The 15,721-nt window shown below is 35.3% G+C and carries 16 protein-coding genes and 4 tRNA genes; 17 read left to right on the forward strand and 3 right to left on the reverse strand.

What is annotated here, in order from left to right; all coding sequences use genetic code 11:
• The first annotated feature begins 1 nt into the window (after nucleotide 1).
• From ABWU35_RS02065 to sucD, 7 genes are all read left to right on the forward strand, one after another.
• Nucleotides 2–832: a hypothetical protein gene (locus ABWU35_RS02065; protein ID WP_007302352.1), complete on the forward strand. Its 831-nt coding sequence runs from the start codon at nucleotides 2–4 to the stop codon at nucleotides 830–832.
• Nucleotides 833–892: 60 nt separating this feature from the next.
• Nucleotides 893–964, forward strand: a tRNA-Glu gene (locus tag ABWU35_RS02070).
• Between the two features lie 32 nt (nucleotides 965–996).
• Nucleotides 997–1,692 carry a 16S rRNA (uracil(1498)-N(3))-methyltransferase gene (locus ABWU35_RS02075; protein WP_007302351.1) on the forward strand — a complete coding sequence of 232 codons (696 nt, stop codon included), beginning with the start codon at nucleotides 997–999 and terminating at the stop codon, nucleotides 1,690–1,692.
• Nucleotides 1,693–1,814: 122 nt separating this feature from the next.
• Nucleotides 1,815–1,888, forward strand: a tRNA-Pro gene (locus tag ABWU35_RS02080).
• A gap of 198 nt (nucleotides 1,889–2,086) precedes the next feature.
• Entirely contained in the window at nucleotides 2,087–2,287 is a 201-nt protein-coding gene (rpsU, locus tag ABWU35_RS02085; protein ID WP_007302350.1) for a 30S ribosomal protein S21, read from the forward strand.
• 30 nt (nucleotides 2,288–2,317) lie between these two features.
• Nucleotides 2,318–3,478, forward strand: coding sequence for an ADP-forming succinate--CoA ligase subunit beta (gene sucC / locus ABWU35_RS02090; RefSeq protein ID WP_007302349.1), 1,161 nt, complete (start codon nucleotides 2,318–2,320; stop codon nucleotides 3,476–3,478).
• A 3-nt stretch (nucleotides 3,479–3,481) separates the two neighbouring features.
• Entirely contained in the window at nucleotides 3,482–4,363 is an 882-nt protein-coding gene (gene sucD / locus ABWU35_RS02095) for a succinate--CoA ligase subunit alpha (protein ID WP_007302348.1), read from the forward strand.
• A 6-nt stretch (nucleotides 4,364–4,369) separates the two neighbouring features.
• Here the strand turns inward: sucD and dapF are convergent, their stop codons facing one another.
• Complete coding sequence (gene dapF / locus ABWU35_RS02100; RefSeq protein ID WP_012481958.1) at nucleotides 4,370–5,164, reverse strand: diaminopimelate epimerase; 795 nt, start codon at nucleotides 5,162–5,164, stop codon at nucleotides 4,370–4,372.
• 105 nt (nucleotides 5,165–5,269) lie between these two features.
• Between dapF and ABWU35_RS02105 the strand changes: the two genes are divergently transcribed.
• Nucleotides 5,270–6,382, forward strand: a complete 1,113-nt coding sequence (locus ABWU35_RS02105) for a glycoside hydrolase family 5 protein (RefSeq protein WP_007302346.1) — start codon at nucleotides 5,270–5,272, stop codon at nucleotides 6,380–6,382.
• On the opposite strand, the gene ABWU35_RS02110 is transcribed toward ABWU35_RS02105, so the two are convergent.
• On the reverse strand, nucleotides 6,358–6,930 hold the full coding sequence (locus ABWU35_RS02110) for a nitroreductase family protein (protein ID WP_026097255.1): 573 nt from the start codon (nucleotides 6,928–6,930) through the stop codon (nucleotides 6,358–6,360). The two genes, ABWU35_RS02105 and ABWU35_RS02110, sit on opposite strands and share 25 nt — an antisense overlap.
• A gap of 96 nt (nucleotides 6,931–7,026) precedes the next feature.
• On the opposite strand from ABWU35_RS02110, the gene ABWU35_RS02115 reads away from it, so the two are divergent.
• From ABWU35_RS02115 to ABWU35_RS02145, 7 genes are all read left to right on the forward strand, one after another.
• Entirely contained in the window at nucleotides 7,027–7,554 is a 528-nt protein-coding gene (locus ABWU35_RS02115) for a biotin transporter BioY (RefSeq protein ID WP_007302344.1), read from the forward strand.
• Entirely contained in the window at nucleotides 7,551–7,949 is a 399-nt protein-coding gene (locus ABWU35_RS02120; protein ID WP_007302343.1) for a DUF1284 domain-containing protein, read from the forward strand. The genes ABWU35_RS02115 and ABWU35_RS02120 overlap by 4 nt, the downstream gene beginning before the upstream one ends.
• A gap of 68 nt (nucleotides 7,950–8,017) precedes the next feature.
• Nucleotides 8,018–8,884, forward strand: a complete 867-nt coding sequence (locus tag ABWU35_RS02125) for a tetratricopeptide repeat protein (RefSeq protein ID WP_353276044.1) — start codon at nucleotides 8,018–8,020, stop codon at nucleotides 8,882–8,884.
• Between the two features lie 64 nt (nucleotides 8,885–8,948).
• A tRNA-Val gene (locus tag ABWU35_RS02130) sits at nucleotides 8,949–9,021 on the forward strand.
• 51 nt (nucleotides 9,022–9,072) lie between these two features.
• On the forward strand, nucleotides 9,073–11,775 hold the full coding sequence (gene gyrA, locus ABWU35_RS02135; RefSeq protein WP_007302341.1) for a DNA topoisomerase (ATP-hydrolyzing) subunit A: 2,703 nt from the start codon (nucleotides 9,073–9,075) through the stop codon (nucleotides 11,773–11,775).
• A 94-nt stretch (nucleotides 11,776–11,869) separates the two neighbouring features.
• Nucleotides 11,870–12,469: a ubiquinol-cytochrome c reductase iron-sulfur subunit gene (gene petA / locus ABWU35_RS02140; RefSeq protein WP_006014178.1), complete on the forward strand. Its 600-nt coding sequence runs from the start codon at nucleotides 11,870–11,872 to the stop codon at nucleotides 12,467–12,469.
• A 366-nt stretch (nucleotides 12,470–12,835) separates the two neighbouring features.
• Nucleotides 12,836–12,994: a hypothetical protein gene (locus ABWU35_RS02145; RefSeq protein ID WP_019078626.1), complete on the forward strand. Its 159-nt coding sequence runs from the start codon at nucleotides 12,836–12,838 to the stop codon at nucleotides 12,992–12,994.
• A 450-nt stretch (nucleotides 12,995–13,444) separates the two neighbouring features.
• On the opposite strand, the gene tldD is transcribed toward ABWU35_RS02145, so the two are convergent.
• Nucleotides 13,445–14,875: a metalloprotease TldD gene (gene tldD / locus ABWU35_RS02150; RefSeq protein ID WP_007302340.1), complete on the reverse strand. Its 1,431-nt coding sequence runs from the start codon at nucleotides 14,873–14,875 to the stop codon at nucleotides 13,445–13,447.
• 62 nt (nucleotides 14,876–14,937) lie between these two features.
• On the opposite strand from tldD, the gene ABWU35_RS02155 reads away from it, so the two are divergent.
• Nucleotides 14,938–15,022 (forward strand) — tRNA-Leu (locus tag ABWU35_RS02155).
• A 59-nt stretch (nucleotides 15,023–15,081) separates the two neighbouring features.
• Nucleotides 15,082–15,555 carry a hypothetical protein gene (locus tag ABWU35_RS02160; RefSeq protein WP_007302339.1) on the forward strand — a complete coding sequence of 158 codons (474 nt, stop codon included), beginning with the start codon at nucleotides 15,082–15,084 and terminating at the stop codon, nucleotides 15,553–15,555.
• Nucleotides 15,556–15,721 lie beyond the last annotated feature (166 nt).

A 15,721-nucleotide genomic window follows, 5' to 3' on the forward strand; every position in this document is an offset into this window, starting at 1 on the left:
TATGCAGTACGGAGATAAGGACAGTCTCAAAGATCATAAAGAAAAATGTTGTTTAGTGCTTGGTGAGCTAATAAAAAAAGAAAGAAAAGAAATATTGGAGATTTTGAAACAAACGGAAAGTTGTGACAAGCTTAAAGAGGAAGTAGAGATAAAATTTAAGGCCAACTCACCTAAAAAACCTCCTAGGATTTTTGAGCATGATGATATTTTACTTTTAAAAGAGCCCATTTATGATGAGGTATATGACGCTAAGGTTAGTAACTCATTAGAAGAGTTGAGCGTATCGGAAGAATCCATTTATGCTGAAGTATATGATTTGCATAAAAGATCTACTGAAAATTTATCATTGAAAGATAGTGGTTATTCTAGTATATCAGGAGAACCTATTTATGAAGATGTAGATGATTTCTCAGAGCAAAAAAAGCCCACTAGCTTAAATCATAAAGAGCAACCAGAGCCTATTTATGCTAAAGTAGATTTATCGAAAAAGAGATCAGAAAGACAAGCAAAACATATAAAAGATAATTCTGGGACTTATCATGGATTAGTGAAGGATAAAGTGAATAATTTGCAAGTAAAACTAAATGAGCAAAGTGCTAATAAGCCAGCGAGTCAGCAAATCAAGACCAAGGCTGGCTTTAACGTAAAAGAAATAAGGCAAAATTTTGAGCGTAGAGATTCTGGATACGATTCTGGCTATGATTCAGATACAAAAGTTGAACAAAAATTAGAATTAGGATCTAAAGCTCCTAAATCTGAGATAGGTTCAGTAAGCATTGAACATGGGGTAATAGGAGGCTGTCGATATAAAATCACTACTCTAACTGTGTGATTCAAAATAATTGAATTGACTTTATATGTATAATCGATATAACTCAGTTAGATTCAAGTCGACTCTTTCGTCTAGTGGTTAGGACACCACCCTTTCACGGTGGTAACACGGGTTCAAATCCCGTAAGAGTCACTCAAACAGAATGCAAATAACTAAAGTTTTGAATGAAAAAAATTAGGCTTTATGTTGAAGAAGCTTTATCACAAAATGTAAGTTTGGCGCTTCATCCACGACAAAGTCACTATATTTACAATGTAATGCGGCTTAAGAAGCATGATAACATCTATCTTTTTAATGGAAAGGATGGAGAATGGTTAGGAGAAGTAGTGAATATATCAAGTAAATCGACAAAAATTATAATAAAAGAACGCACTAAACAACAACAACATGAAAAAAATCTATATTTGTATTGTGCTCTGGTAAAAAGCGGCGCCTTAAGCAACATAGTAAGACAAGCAACTGAAATGGGAGTAACCTGCATTCAATTTATTTCAACAGAACGTACAGTAGTAAAAAACATTAACCTAAGTAGAGCGAAATTACAGGCAATTGAAGCTGCGGAACAATCCGGTAGGACAAGTATACCACAGATTTTTCTTCCTATTAATTTTTGTGAATTATCCGATTCCCAGAATAAAAATTTTGTTTTGTGTGATGAAACAGGTGAAGGACAACCTCCTAATAAAGTTCTAAAAGGCAAGAAAAACGTTGCTATTATTGTTGGCCCCGAAGGTGGTTTTTCATCTTGCGAACTTGATTCTGCCAATAAATTTTGTCAGAAACTGAGTCTAGGAAAAAGAATTTTGAGAGTTGATACTGCTGTAGTTGCTGCATTAACCTTCACCAATTGGTATAGCTAGATTTTTTAATATGGCTAGTGCAACTTGACACTCTATATAAAGAAATCTGCATTATATTTTTCCTAAAAGAAATAAATGAAACTTGCATTTTTCCGAACTATCGATACTCTTAGTAAAGAAGTCGGGGCGTAGCGCAGCCTGGTAGCGCATTTGGTTTGGGACCAAAGGGTCGGGAGTTCAAATCTCTCCGCCCCGAGATTAGAAAAATTACAAGAGCACTGTAACCTAAGAGCAATTTTTATCAGCAAGTAAATGATTGACAGCAGAATGAAGCTTTTTTCATATAAATCACTGCATATCATATTCTATCGCTCAAGTTTATAAAATAATTGACAATGTTAATTTTCTAATTTATAAATGGATTTTGAAGTGATTACCGAAGGAGGTATAGAGTTTGATTGAAGTATCAGTCCATTATGGTGATGTAGATAGAGCTCTTCCAGTGTTGAGAAAAATAATTCAAAAGGAAGGAAGAGGGCTCAAAATGAAAAAAAAATATCACGAAAAGAAATCAGAGAAAACAGCTAAAAAAAAAGCTGAAGCAAGGAAAAAGAGGTATCAGCAAGAATGCAGAAGACAGCGTTATGGTTGGTAGTTTTTACTAAGGTTAATAATTAGTTATCTTATGAATATTCATGAATATCAAGCAAAGGAAATTTTACACAAGTTTAATGTCCCGGTACCAAAGGGTTTTGTTGCTACATCTGCAGAAGGAGTAGAAACTCAAATAAATCAACTAAAATCTGACGTGTTTGTGGTTAAAGCTCAGATTCATGCAGGTGGTAGGGGTAAGGCTGGTGGTGTAAAGCTAGCAAAGTCAGTTGAAGAAGCTCAACAGTTTGTAAAGAACATGCTCGGCATAACTTTAGTTACTCATCAAACAGGGCCTAGTGGACAGCAGGTAAGAAGAATATACATTGAGGAAGGTTCAAGCATTAAAAAAGAGTACTATTTGAGTCTAGTAGTTGATCCAAAGCTCAGTAGGTTAGTATTTATATTTTCCTCAGAAGGTGGTATGGATATTGAAGAGGTAGCAAAAAATTCTCCTACAAAAATTGTGAAATTTGATATTGACCCTGCTACTGGTTTTACAAATCTTGATAACAGTAAACTTGCCAATAATTTTAATTTGAATTCAGAACAAATAGAAAGAATAACAAATATTGCAAAAAATATATATGATGCGTTTATTACAACTGATGCAAGCCAAATAGAAATTAACCCACTAGTTGAAACAAATTCTGGGGATTTTGTTGCACTTGATGCTAAAATTAATTTTGATGACAACGCTTTATATCGTCATCCAGAAATCGTGCAGCTTCGTGATTATGATGAAGAAGTTAAAGAAGAGATAGAAGCTTCAAAACATGGACTTAGTTACATCAAAATGGATGGCAATATTGGTTGCATGGTGAACGGTGCAGGTCTTGCTATGGCAACAATGGATATAATAAAGTACTATGGAGCAGAGCCTGCTAACTTTTTGGATGTTGGTGGTGGAGCGAGTAAAGAAACTGTAACTGAAGCATTTAAAATCATATTGTCTGATAGCAACGTAAAAGGAATTCTGGTTAACATATTTGGTGGTATAATGCGTTGCGATATTATCGCAAGTGGAATTGTTGCGGCTGCAAAAGAAATGAGCATTAAAGTTCCTCTAGTGGTTAGATTATCAGGTACTAATTTTGAAGAAGGAAAAAAAATCTTAGAAGAGTCAGGATTAAATATTATTGCTGCAGATGAACTGGGTGATGCTGCGCAAAAGATAGTAAAAGAGGTAAAATAAAGCATGTCCGTTTTAGTAAACAAAGATACAAGATTAATATGCCAGGGTTTTACTGGTGCACAAGGCACATTTCATTCAGAGCAAGCAATTGATTACGGAACGAAAATGGTGGGAGGTGTAACTCCTGGAAAGGGTGGTAGCACTCACCTTAATTTACCGGTTTTTAATACTGTAGCAGAAGCCAAAGAAAAAACCTGTGCAAATGCTACAGTTATATATGTACCTGCTAAATTTGCTGCTGCTGCAATACTTGAAGCAATAGATGCAAAAATAGAATTGATAATTTGTATTACAGAGGGCATTCCTATACTTGACATGGTAAAGGTAAAGCATGCTCTCGCTGGTTCAAACAGTCGATTGATTGGCCCAAACTGTCCAGGGGTTATTACACCTGAAGAATGCAAAATAGGAATTATGCCAGGACATATTCACAAACGTGGACATATAGGAATTATGTCTCGCTCTGGAACTTTAACTTATGAAGCGGTAGCACAAACAACTGCTGTTGGTCTTGGTCAATCCACGTGTATCGGAATTGGGGGGGATCCAGTTCATGGTATGACATTTGTTGACTGTATGGAGCTCTTTTTAAAAGATGACGATACTCATGGTATTGTAGTTATTGGTGAAATAGGTGGAAACGAAGAAGAAGATGTATCACATTTTGTGAAAACAGAAAAAACTAAAAAGCCAATCGTTGGTTTTGTAGCAGGCCAAACGGCACCTCCAGGAAGACGTATGGGACACGCTGGAGCAATCATCTCTTCCAGCGGTGGAAGTGCTGGTGCAAAGTTAGAGGTTATGCGCAGTGCTGGGATTGCGATTGCAGAAACCCCTGCTGTGATTGGTAAAAAGGTGTTAGAAGTAATGAGTGTCAGTGCCTAGCCTAGGTCATAAAAACCCTATATCCCCAGTCATCAGTATATTTTTTGACCACTCAATCAGTAAATGACCTCCTGGTAAATGTACTGAAGTTTGTTTAGTAGCCAAACACTTACGAAGTATAGATGCAACAAATGCTGCACAAGCCGCACTACCACATGAAGCAGTAATACCTGTTCCTCTTTCCCAAACTCTTAAGTTTATTTCTCCAGATTTTTCTATTTGTGCAATACTAACATTTGTTTTCTGAGGAAATAATTCGTGATTTTCTAGCTTTGGTCCTAAATTCTGCAATGGTATTTCGCTTATGTTATCAACAAAAAAAACTATATGAGGGTTACCAATATTTACTGCAACTGGCTCTTTCAGCATTTCAAGCTCTATAGGTAGATAAAGGGGATCGCATTCACAAGAAAGAGGAATTTCATTCCATTTAAGCAGTGGTTTACCCATATTGACCTTTATTGATTTATCACCTACTTTAAAACATTCTAAGATACGATTATTTATCAGCTCAATAGTGATATATTCAGTACCTTTTTCTAACATTATCAAATACCCAACACAGCGTGCTGCGTTTCCACACATTTCAGCTCGACTACCGTCAGCATTGTAGATATGCATAAAGCAGTTTGCAGCATTAGACATTGTTATAATTATCACTTGATCACAACTGCCTTGATCAGCAATTTGTCTATAATTCCAGTCTAAATTATTTGCTGAACGTGAGTCTATGATAACAAAACTATTGCCAGTACCATGCATCTTTACAAACGGGATCTTGTCTGTTAGGTTACTTACCATTATAGCAAAATTATATAAGTGAAAATTTTTCTTCTAATTACAGCTGTTTTGTATTCTATAGTTTTCTGTAATGTGAGTGCTAAGTCAATACCGGAGAACAGCAAAATGCTCTTTTGGCAAACTGGAGTTAGAAAGGGAGCAAATGTTTTCAATAGAAAAGTTGATAGTGACTTAATCAAAGCAGCAAAGGAATACAAAATTGGTTTTATTCGTCTTGCTCCTGACAAATTTGAAACTACGCAACGTGACTTCCTCTTAGGTAATGCAGACAGTTATCAGGGCCTAATTCCCAAAGACCTGAAAGTTCTGAAAGATGTTTTAGATGCTTTTCATCAACAAAAAATACCAGTAGTGTTAACGATGCTTAGCTTACCTGGATCTAGATGGAAGCAAAATAATAACGATAAAGATGATTTACGTTTATGGTCAGATCAAGCTTTTCAAAAACAAGCAGCAAAATTTTGGCAAGATCTTGCGAAAGAGCTTAAAGATCATCCTGCTATTGTTGGATATAATATCTTAAATGAACCACATCCAGAAAGGCTTTATAATACTGCAGATTCGGCTATTTATAACGTAGAACAAAGCAAAGTTCAGAAGAATCTATTTGGCTTTTATAGCAGCGTGGTAAACAGTGTCCGCCAAGTTGACTCAGAGACCCCAATAATACTTGATAGCAGCAGTTATGCTGACTCTAATACTTTTGATAAATTCAAACCAGTTGATGATTCTAATATTCTTTATTCTTTTCACATGTATGAGCCCTTTGCTTATACAAATTTAAAATTAAACCAGGATAACTTTGCCTACCCTGGACATGTTCAATCTTTTGATGGAAAAAAAGTAGAGTATTGGAATAAAGATAAGTTAAAATTATATATAGAACCTGTAAAAATTTTCCAAGAGAAGTATAATATACAAGATTATCAGATCCTTGCTGGAGAGTTTGGCGTACATCGCTGTTCAAAAGGATTAGAGCACTATTTTCGAGATCTTACTTCTATTTTTAATGAATATAATTGGCACTTTGCTGTTTATGGCTTTCGAGAAGATATGTGGGATGGAATGGATTATGAATTGGGAAGTAAAAAGCTTTCATGGAAAGATTGGCAAGCAATTGAAGAGGGTAGGATGAAAAAAAATTATTTGCCAGATAATCCAATTTTTAAGATATTAAAAAAAGAATGGTCAAGTCAGCTCGCTGGCCATTCGTCATAAAAAAATATTTCTTCTATTGGCTTTCTGTTCTTTTCTTTAACTTCGGCACCTTCTTCCTCGTAACCAACCGCTATCACTGACATTACATTAAAATCATCAGGTACATTAAACCTCTCTATTATTTTGTCTTTGTCAAATCCGCCCATCTGATGAGCCATTAAGCCTATAGCTGTAGCCTGTAGCATAAGTGCGTAATTTGCTGCACCAGTATCATGCTTAGCCCAAAAATTTCCCCCTTTGTCTGGCTTTCGGAAGTTTTTAGCACTTAAAGATATGATTAACACTTGTGCATCTTTTGCCCACTTTTGATTAGATTCATCAAGGCAATCGAACAATTTTTTCCATGCGCTTTGATTGTTCTGTTTGTTGCATATCACATATCGCCAAGGTTCATCACCAAAACACGAGGGTGTTAGCCTTACAGCTTCTATTAAAATATCCATTTCTTTTTGAGATATTGCTTTTGTAGGATCGTATGAACGTCCACTGTGTCTTGCTTTCATCAACGATAATAGATCTTGTTTACTCATCATTTTTAAATAGTGCATAAATAATTCATTGTAGCGCAATATGAGCAAAATTTAAATTGCAAAACCTCTTATACACATATATTACATTTAGTAAGTTATTTCTATTGGGAAGATATGTTTATAACACAATCAAGCAGTAGGTCAACACTGGTTGAAATATTGTCTTGCGTTTTACTTTTATTCTTGATGGCTCAAATAAGCGTACCGTTGCAGCCTGTGCCTATCACATTGCAAACTTTAGGAGTAATGCTCATTGGGCTTAAATTTAACCGCAGAACAGCATTCTATTCTGTGCTTACATATCTATCACTTGGTGCAGCAGGATTTCCTGTTTTTGCGAATTTTTCTAGTGGTTGTCACATTTTTCTTGGACCAACAGGTGGATATTTAATTGGCTGTTTAGCTGCTGTTATGGTAATGAACAAAGTAAATGAATTACTGAACTCTAAATATAAATCATTTGTGTGTAATTCTTTAAGTTGTCTGGCCGGTACAGCTGTAATCTTTATTTGTGGTGTTAGTTGGCTTTCTGTTTACTTTGGTCTGGAACGAGCAATAATGGTAGGTGTTTTACCATTTATCCTTCCTGGTTTGGTAAAAATTTTTCTACTTGTAGCAGCTTTGCAATATTTGAAAAAATGATAAAATTTCGTCCTCATCATTTCATGTGCACTCTTGCATTTCAAGGATATGGGTATTCTCAGGGTTTTGTAGAAAATTACAAAAAGATAGCAAGTAAAGTAATTAATGATCCTAATACTAAAATCGAAGTAGTTGATAATCTTGACACTATTTGCAGTGTTTGCCCAAACCAGACTAAACAAGGTAAATGTACCACACAAGCTAAAGTTTTAGAGCTAGATAGAAGGCATATGGAAATTTTAGGAATGAAAATAGGAGAGATTTTAACCTGGAATGAAGCAGTAAAAAGAATTAGAAAGAAAATGTCTTTAGAGAAATTTGACTACGCATGTGAGGAGTGTAATTGGCAACCATATGGAATGTGTAGAAGTGCTCTTTTAACTCATTCTAAATAGTATCTGCCAATTAATAATATCTTTATTATTATATTAGATAAGTAATTTAGCATTTATGAATTTGTAATGTGTTGCGTATAGTTCAAAGAAATAAGATTTACTGGTTACGCGCTGCAGCCAATGCCACAACACTAGGATCTATGTTTGTCTGCATGTTAATTTGCGTTGTGATTTTATGGAGGTCTTCTGTTACTTATGCTAGTGAAAATTTGGAGATACAGAAGGTCTTTGATAGTGTTGTCAAGCATATAAAAGCTGATAAAAAATATAAAGATCTTGATGTTATCGAGAGAAAAAGTGACAAATTTAATATCAAAATTTCGCAGAATTCTGGCAAGAATTTTGACATATACTCTATTTTAAAAAAAGCAAAAGATTCCTTTGAGTTAGGAGATAGTGAAACAGCTACTTCTCTCCTCAATCAGATTATCGCAAAATTTCCTTATCATGAAAGTGCTTTAATTGGACTAGGGAATATCTATTACGCTAACAAAGAATTTAAAAAAGCTGTAGAGATTTACACAAGACTGTTAAAAGAATATCCTAGCAACCCTTATGTATTAAAGAATTTTCTGACGATAATTTCACAATATGATCCTAATTTAGCATTGAGTGAAATGTTGAAATTGTATGATACACTCAGAAATAGCGCCCCTTTATCAGCAAATTTAGGTTTGATCTATATGAAAAAAGGGGATTACATAAAAGCTAAAGAATATATGAAAGCAGCAATTTCTTTAGATCAAAACAATATTTTTTATACCTATAATTTAGCTGTTATTCTAGATAAGCTCTCAGATTTTAAAAATGCCACAGCATGTGATTCAAAGTTGTTGAACATGTCAAAAAATGCAAGTGAAAGAATACCTTTATACAAGGTAGCAGCAAGGCTAAAATTTATACAACTCCATAGTGCGCACTCAGCGATTCCATAAGAGTTGCTTGTATCGCTATTTTTGTTTACAACAACAACATTGAACTATAGAATTATATCTAGAGGGGCAATTAGCTCAGCTGGTAGAGCATCTCGTTTACACCGAGGAGGTCGGCAGTTCAAGTCTGTCATTGCCCATTAGCCTAGTTGAATATTAATATTACAATTATTTCAATCAAAGTATAGAAAATGCAAGACAACATAGTACCAGTTTCAATAGTGAAAGAGCTAGAGGATTCTTATCTCTCCTACGCAATGAGTGTGATCATAAGTCGAGCTATACCTGATGTGCGAGATGGATTTAAACCTGTTCATAGGCGCATATTATACGCAATGTCGAGGGCTGGGTTCGATGCCGGTAAACCGTATAAAAAAGCAGCTCGTATAGTCGGGGATGTAATGGGAAAATATCACCCACATGGTGACATGGCTATCTATGACTCCTTGGTCAGGATGGCTCAAGATTTTTCTCTTCTTTTACCACTGATTGATGGGCAAGGTAACTTTGGTTCGATAGATGGAGATCCGCCAGCTTCAATGCGATATACAGAAGCAAGGCTCCACAGAGTGTCGCATTTTTTACTAAATGATATTGACGAAGATACAGTTGATTTTAGGCCAAACTATGATGGAAATGAAACAGAGCCTGTTGTACTGCCTGCAGAATTTCCGAATCTATTGGTAAATGGTGCAAGCGGTGTTGCAGTTGGTATGGCAACCAATATTCCTTCTCACAACCTTGGAGAAATAATAGATGCTTGTATGTTATATATAGATAATCCTGAAGTTACTTTGGATGAGTTACTTGAAGTGATGCCAGGGCCGGATTTCCCAACTGGGGGAATGATTCTTGGAAGGTCTGGAATAAGATCAGCATTTGCAACTGGTCGTGGCTCAATTGTTGTGCAAGGCAAGACTCACATAGAAGACCTGCCACAAGATAGGCAAGCAATAGTGATTAATGAAATACCTTACCAGGTAAATAAAGTAAAATTAATTGAGAAGATAGGTGAGCTTGTAAAAGAAAAAAGAATTGATGGCATAACAGAAATTAGGGATGAGTCTGATAAGTCTGGTATTAGGGTAGTAATTGACCTCAGAAGAAATGCTGAAGCAAGTTTTATACTTAATCAAATATTAGGACTAACTCCACTAAGAAGTAGTTTTAGTGTTAACACTCTAGTCCTCAACAATAACAGGCCTGCTTTGATGTCATTAAAAGAAATCATAGCTGCTTTTGTTGATTTTAGAAAAGAAGTATTAATCAGGAGAACAGAATTTCGTCTAAGAAAAACGAGGGAAAAAGCTCATATATATATAGGGCTCTACATTGCGGTCTTGAGCATAGGTGAAGTGATAAAAATCATCCGTGGTGCAAAAGATCCTGCGGAAGCAAGTAGAGAACTTTTAAATAAAGAATGGAAAACTTCAGCTGAGATAAACACAATTATTGGATTAATCTCAGACAGCATGAGCTTTTTGAAAGACGGAGTGTATAGATTAACTGAGCTGCAAACGAAAGCTATTCTTGACATGAAATTGCAACGTTTAACAGGCCTTGAAAAAGACAAATTAGAAGCTGAGCTAAGTTCAATGATCAACCTGATAAAAGAATATATCGCTTTTCTTGGCTCAGGAGAGAAGTTGATGAAAGAAATAAAAAACAATCTACAAGAAATAAAGAACAGATTTGCTGTGCCGCGAAAAACTTCAATAGAGGAATCAGATACGGACATTGAAGCTGAAGATCTAATTCCACAAGAAGATATGGTAGTGACCGTAACTATGAATGGTTACATCAAACGTGTGAAGCTCTCTCACTATAGAACCCAGCATCGTGGTGGAAAAGGAAAGCTAGGACAGGGGTTAAAAGAGGAGGACGTAATCACAAAATTATTTGTTGGAAATACTCATACTAGCCTTTTATTCTTTTCTAATACTGGTCGAGTTTACAGATTAAAGGTTTATAAACTGCCTCTTGCAGAGCCAACTGCACGTGGAAGAGCGCTTGTTAATATATTCCCGCTTAGCGATGGTGAAACTATAACTAACATCATGCCGCTTCCAAGTGAGAATGACGAAAATCAAAATATAGTTTTTGTTACTGCTCATGGGAACATAAGGCGTAACTCCTTAGCAGATTTTCACTATATTCCAAGCAATGGAAAAATAGCAATAAAGCTCGACGAAGGGGATAGGTTAATATCAGTTAAAGTATGTAGCGAAATTGATCATGTTCTACTTTCAACAACACTTGGAAAAAGCATCAGATTTGTTGTAAGTGATGTGCGTCAATTTAAAAGTCGCAATTCAGATGGCGTAAGAGGTATCAAACTTGCAAAGAATGACAGCGTGATATCTATGACCATATTAAATGGGATAGGTGTAGCAACAGAAACAAAAGAACTTTACTTAAAAGTTCCACTTGCAAAAAGACTGGGGACTGCAATTAATAACTTCATTGATTCTAAATTGGAAAAGACTTTGAATGATTTAGGAATAGATAACAAACTGTTCTTAAAACTTGCAATGAATGAGGAGTTCATATTAACTATTACTGAAAATGGCTTTGGTAAAAGAACTTCTGCGTACGAGTATAGGGTAACAAATAGAGGTGGTGTTGGTATTACAAATATCCTGACTACCGACAGAAACGGTAATGTTGTTGCTAGCTTTCCAGTTGAACAGGGTGATAATATCATGCTTATTACAGATAAAGGAAAGTTAATTCGTATTTCAGTAAATGATATCAGAATTGCAGGACGTAGCACTCAAGGAGTCACTCTGTTTAAAACAGAGAGTAGAGAAAAGGTGGTGTCAGTAGCGAAAATTGAGGATCCCGATTCCACTGAAGATAGTATTTCCGAAATTGACAACTCTGTTTCTTCTTAACTGTATAGCAAAGGTTAAACAAATAGTGCAAATTTCTATTGATTAATCTATAATATTTAAATTAAAATATGTGTCTATGTTCAAGTAGAGATTGATGGATAAGAAGTTAACTAAAAATAAAAAATCATTGACGAATGAGAAGAATAAAAAAACATCTCTTGTTAAAGATTTTGCCAAAAATAAGAGTAGAAGAGATTTTATCACATTAACTACGTGTGCCATGGCAGGTATAGGAGCTGCAAGCGGTCTTTGGCCATTGGTTAAGTCTATGAATCCTTCTGCTGAGGTTTTAGCGATGTCTACGGTTGAAGTTAATCTATCTGATATTCAAGAAGGACAAGGAAAAAAGGTAAAATGGCAAGGTAAGCCAGTATTTATCCGCAAGCGCACAAAACAAGAGATTGAGGCTGCAAGAGCCATAAATGCAGAAAATTTGAGAGATCCTGAATCAGATGAAAAAAGAGTATACAAAGGAAAAGATGAATGGTTAATTATGATTGGAATATGCACCCATCTTGGATGTGTACCAGTTGATCACGCTACAAAAGACGGCAACGGTTGGTTCTGCCCTTGTCACGGTTCATATTATGACACATCAGGCCGAGTAATTGGCGGTCCTGCACCAAAGAACATGGCTATACCTGACTACTTTTTTCCAAGTGAAAATATTGTAGTAATTGGCAAGAAGGCTTAACGGATTTTCATAATTAAAGTAATAAAAGTATATTGCATTTCAAGAAGCACACTGACTTCATAGGCAAAGCTCTTGAAGTCTATCAAGCTAATTTTATACTATGCACATATTCGGGTGATAATTAAGAAACTTGCCTGCCAAATTTTCAGAGTTGACAGCTAAATTTAAAACTTGTTCCTTTGCGTCAGAAAAATTCTGACTAACTTGCTTAAAGTTATTTTCTAACTCTTCGAGGATGGAGCTGAAATTAAAAAAACTTTTCTGCATTTTATCAAGATTTTGAGTTATATAGCTTAATACATAAAGATAGAGACAAGAGGGGAAGAGATATGGTAAAGCAAGAAAAAGCTGAAAGTGAGGGAATAAATGGAGTCACCATATCAATATGAATTAAGGGAAAGAGTGATTTCAGTGGAATTGGGAGTCGCAATAGTAAAAGTGAAAGAAATCTTCAAAGTAGAACTATCCCCCAAAGCTGCACATGGACATAGAATATCCTTTGTCAGGGATGGACGTAAACATTGAAGATCTTCCCCTAGAGCTGGATATAGATATAAAGTCATTTATGCCATTACCTATATTCGAGAAAAATATCACATGCCAAGAACCTTGTCAAAATTATATAATCTATCTCTAGAGCAGGTTATTGAGAATGTCAATCCACATAAAAGAGCCAGGTATTCCTAACACCACTAAACTCACAAATTCATTTGCTAGAGTTTATAAGTTCTTGTTTATAATAATTTTATTATATCGTAAAACCATCTATATCGGCCTATTTAAACAGATTTTACTTTCCTTAAGGATTTTTTAAAGACCACCTATTGAATTCTATGATATTATTTTTTGTGAGATTGTTATACACGTTATGGCAAGGAAGGCAGAGAGATTTGTTAAGTAGTTTTTGCATCTATATGAGCTACTTGAATAATGGTTACAATATTTGTACAATTGTACAGCATGAGCTGAGTTCGCTTAGCCCTTATCTACATATTCAGTTCCACCAACAGTTATTGCATCGACCTTGAGTGTTGGCTGACCAACTCCAACAGGCACATTTTGCCCGTCTTTTGAGCACGTACCAACACCAGGATCTAACTTTAGATCATTACCAATCATTGATACTTTTTTTAGCACTGTTGGCCCATCACCAATTAGTGTTGCTCCTTTCACTGGCTGTGTAATTTTACCATTTTCTATTAGGTAAGCTTCTGAAGATGAGAAAACAAATTTTCCTGATGTTATATCAACTTGTCCACCACCAAAATTTACTGCATATAGGCCTCTTTTTACACTGGATATTATTTCTTCTGGTGCATATTTTCCTGCCAACATATAGGTGTTTGTCATGCGTGGCATAGTAACTTCTTTGTAACTTTCTCTTCTACCATTACCAGTTGGATTTACACCCATAAGTTTAGCGTTCATATGATCTTGCATATATCCTTTTAGAATTCCATCTTCTATAAGCACATTATAGCCAGGTAAAGTACCCTCATCGTCTATGCTAATAGAACCACGCAAATTAGGTAGAGTTCCATCATCAATTACAGTAATGTTACTGGCTGCCACTTGTTTACCCATAGAATTTGAAAATGCCGAGATTCCTTTACGGTTAAAATCACCTTCAAGTCCATGACCTACAGCTTCATGCAATAATATTCCTGGCCAACCTGAACCTAAAACAACTGTCATCTCTCCAGCCGGAGCTGGAATTGCCTCAAGATTTACTAGCGCTTGTTCTAACGCTTGGTTTGCAACTTTTTTCCACTTCTTCTCAGAAACAAATTTACTATAAGAGTCTCTTCCACCGTGCCCTGCAGAACCTCTCTCTGCTCGGCCATTTTTCTCTACGATGACTAGTACATTAAAACGTACCAAAGGCCTGATATCGCTTAACCTGTGATCATCTTTTATTATTTGTACAACTTGCCATTCTCCATTTAGAGTTATTTTTACCTGCTTCACGCAGTTATTCTTCGACCTTACATACTCATTAATCTCATTGAGTAGTTTAATTTTTGAGCTCAGATCCATTTCATTTATGGGATTAATCTTTGAATACAGGCTTTTTGCCTCCTCATTTAAGTTTACTGAATTTGTTTTGCTTAAAGATGCTGAACTTTTTACCATAGAAGCAGCTTTACTAATTTCTTTTTCGCTAATCTCAGAAGAGCAAACAAAAGACGTACTATCTTCACAAAAAGACCTGAGACCAAATCCTCTTCTGATATTTAAATCCATATGTTTTAATATATTATCATCAAAAATCAGGGATTCTGATTGGCAAAACTCTAAAAATAGCTCACCACCATCACTATTGCTCAAAGCGTTGTTGACTATTTTATATACATTATTAATATTAACATTGTTCTGAGCAAAAAATATTTGATCTAGATTTGGCATTACCTTTGAGCTAAAAATTGTTTAAGTATATTATTTAATTTTAACATAGTAAATCACAAAAAGCCCGGGTGGCGGAATTGGTAGACGCGCTAGCTTCAGGTGCTAGTAACTTTTCAAGTTGTGGAAGTTCAAGTCTTCTCCCGGGCACTCTGTATTGATTTTTGAGTCAATTAATGCTATGATATAATGTATTTACTACTAAGTTTATGAGTTATGAAGAAAAAAAGCTTGTTTACAGAAAGAAAATAAGAACTTATTCAAAACGCTTGGTTACTGCACTATCTATTGCTTCTTTGAGTGGGTACATAGCAGCATTAGCCCTAAATATTTCTTCCTTAAGCTTGTATTTTACTATTGTCAGCACTATACTAAGTGCACTTTCGCTTGCTTTAAATATATGGTCATTAACTGATCATTTTAGGCAGTGTGGCCTTAATAAGCAACTCGATACCTCTCGGCAAGAGAAATTAATGAAGATCTGCCTCGACATTGCATCTAACGTTTCATTTTTAATAGGAGGAATTACATCTATATTACCTCTTGAATTTCCTATTATCCCCTTTATTTCCGTTGCTTTTTTTATTCTAGGTTGTACCTTTATGGCAACCAATTTCATTCGAACTATGATTAGTCAGCCGCAAATAGATGAAACCAAAACCTCAAAGTTAGTGATCATTTGAACATTCAATCTGCAATAGCTGCCTAATTATTACATGTTAATAACTTAGCTTATTTAACTTGACAAATTACGCCATCTCCCTTACTATGATAGCAAGAGTATTTACCCTTGTTTTTAATCTCCGCGGATTTAACAGCAAAATTCAGTAAAAAACTCAAATATTTATT

Origin of the sequence: Wolbachia endosymbiont (group B) of Xylocampa areola (assembly GCF_964028205.1) — a bacterium.
In the GTDB taxonomy this organism is placed as follows: Bacteria; Pseudomonadota; Alphaproteobacteria; order Rickettsiales; family Anaplasmataceae; genus Wolbachia.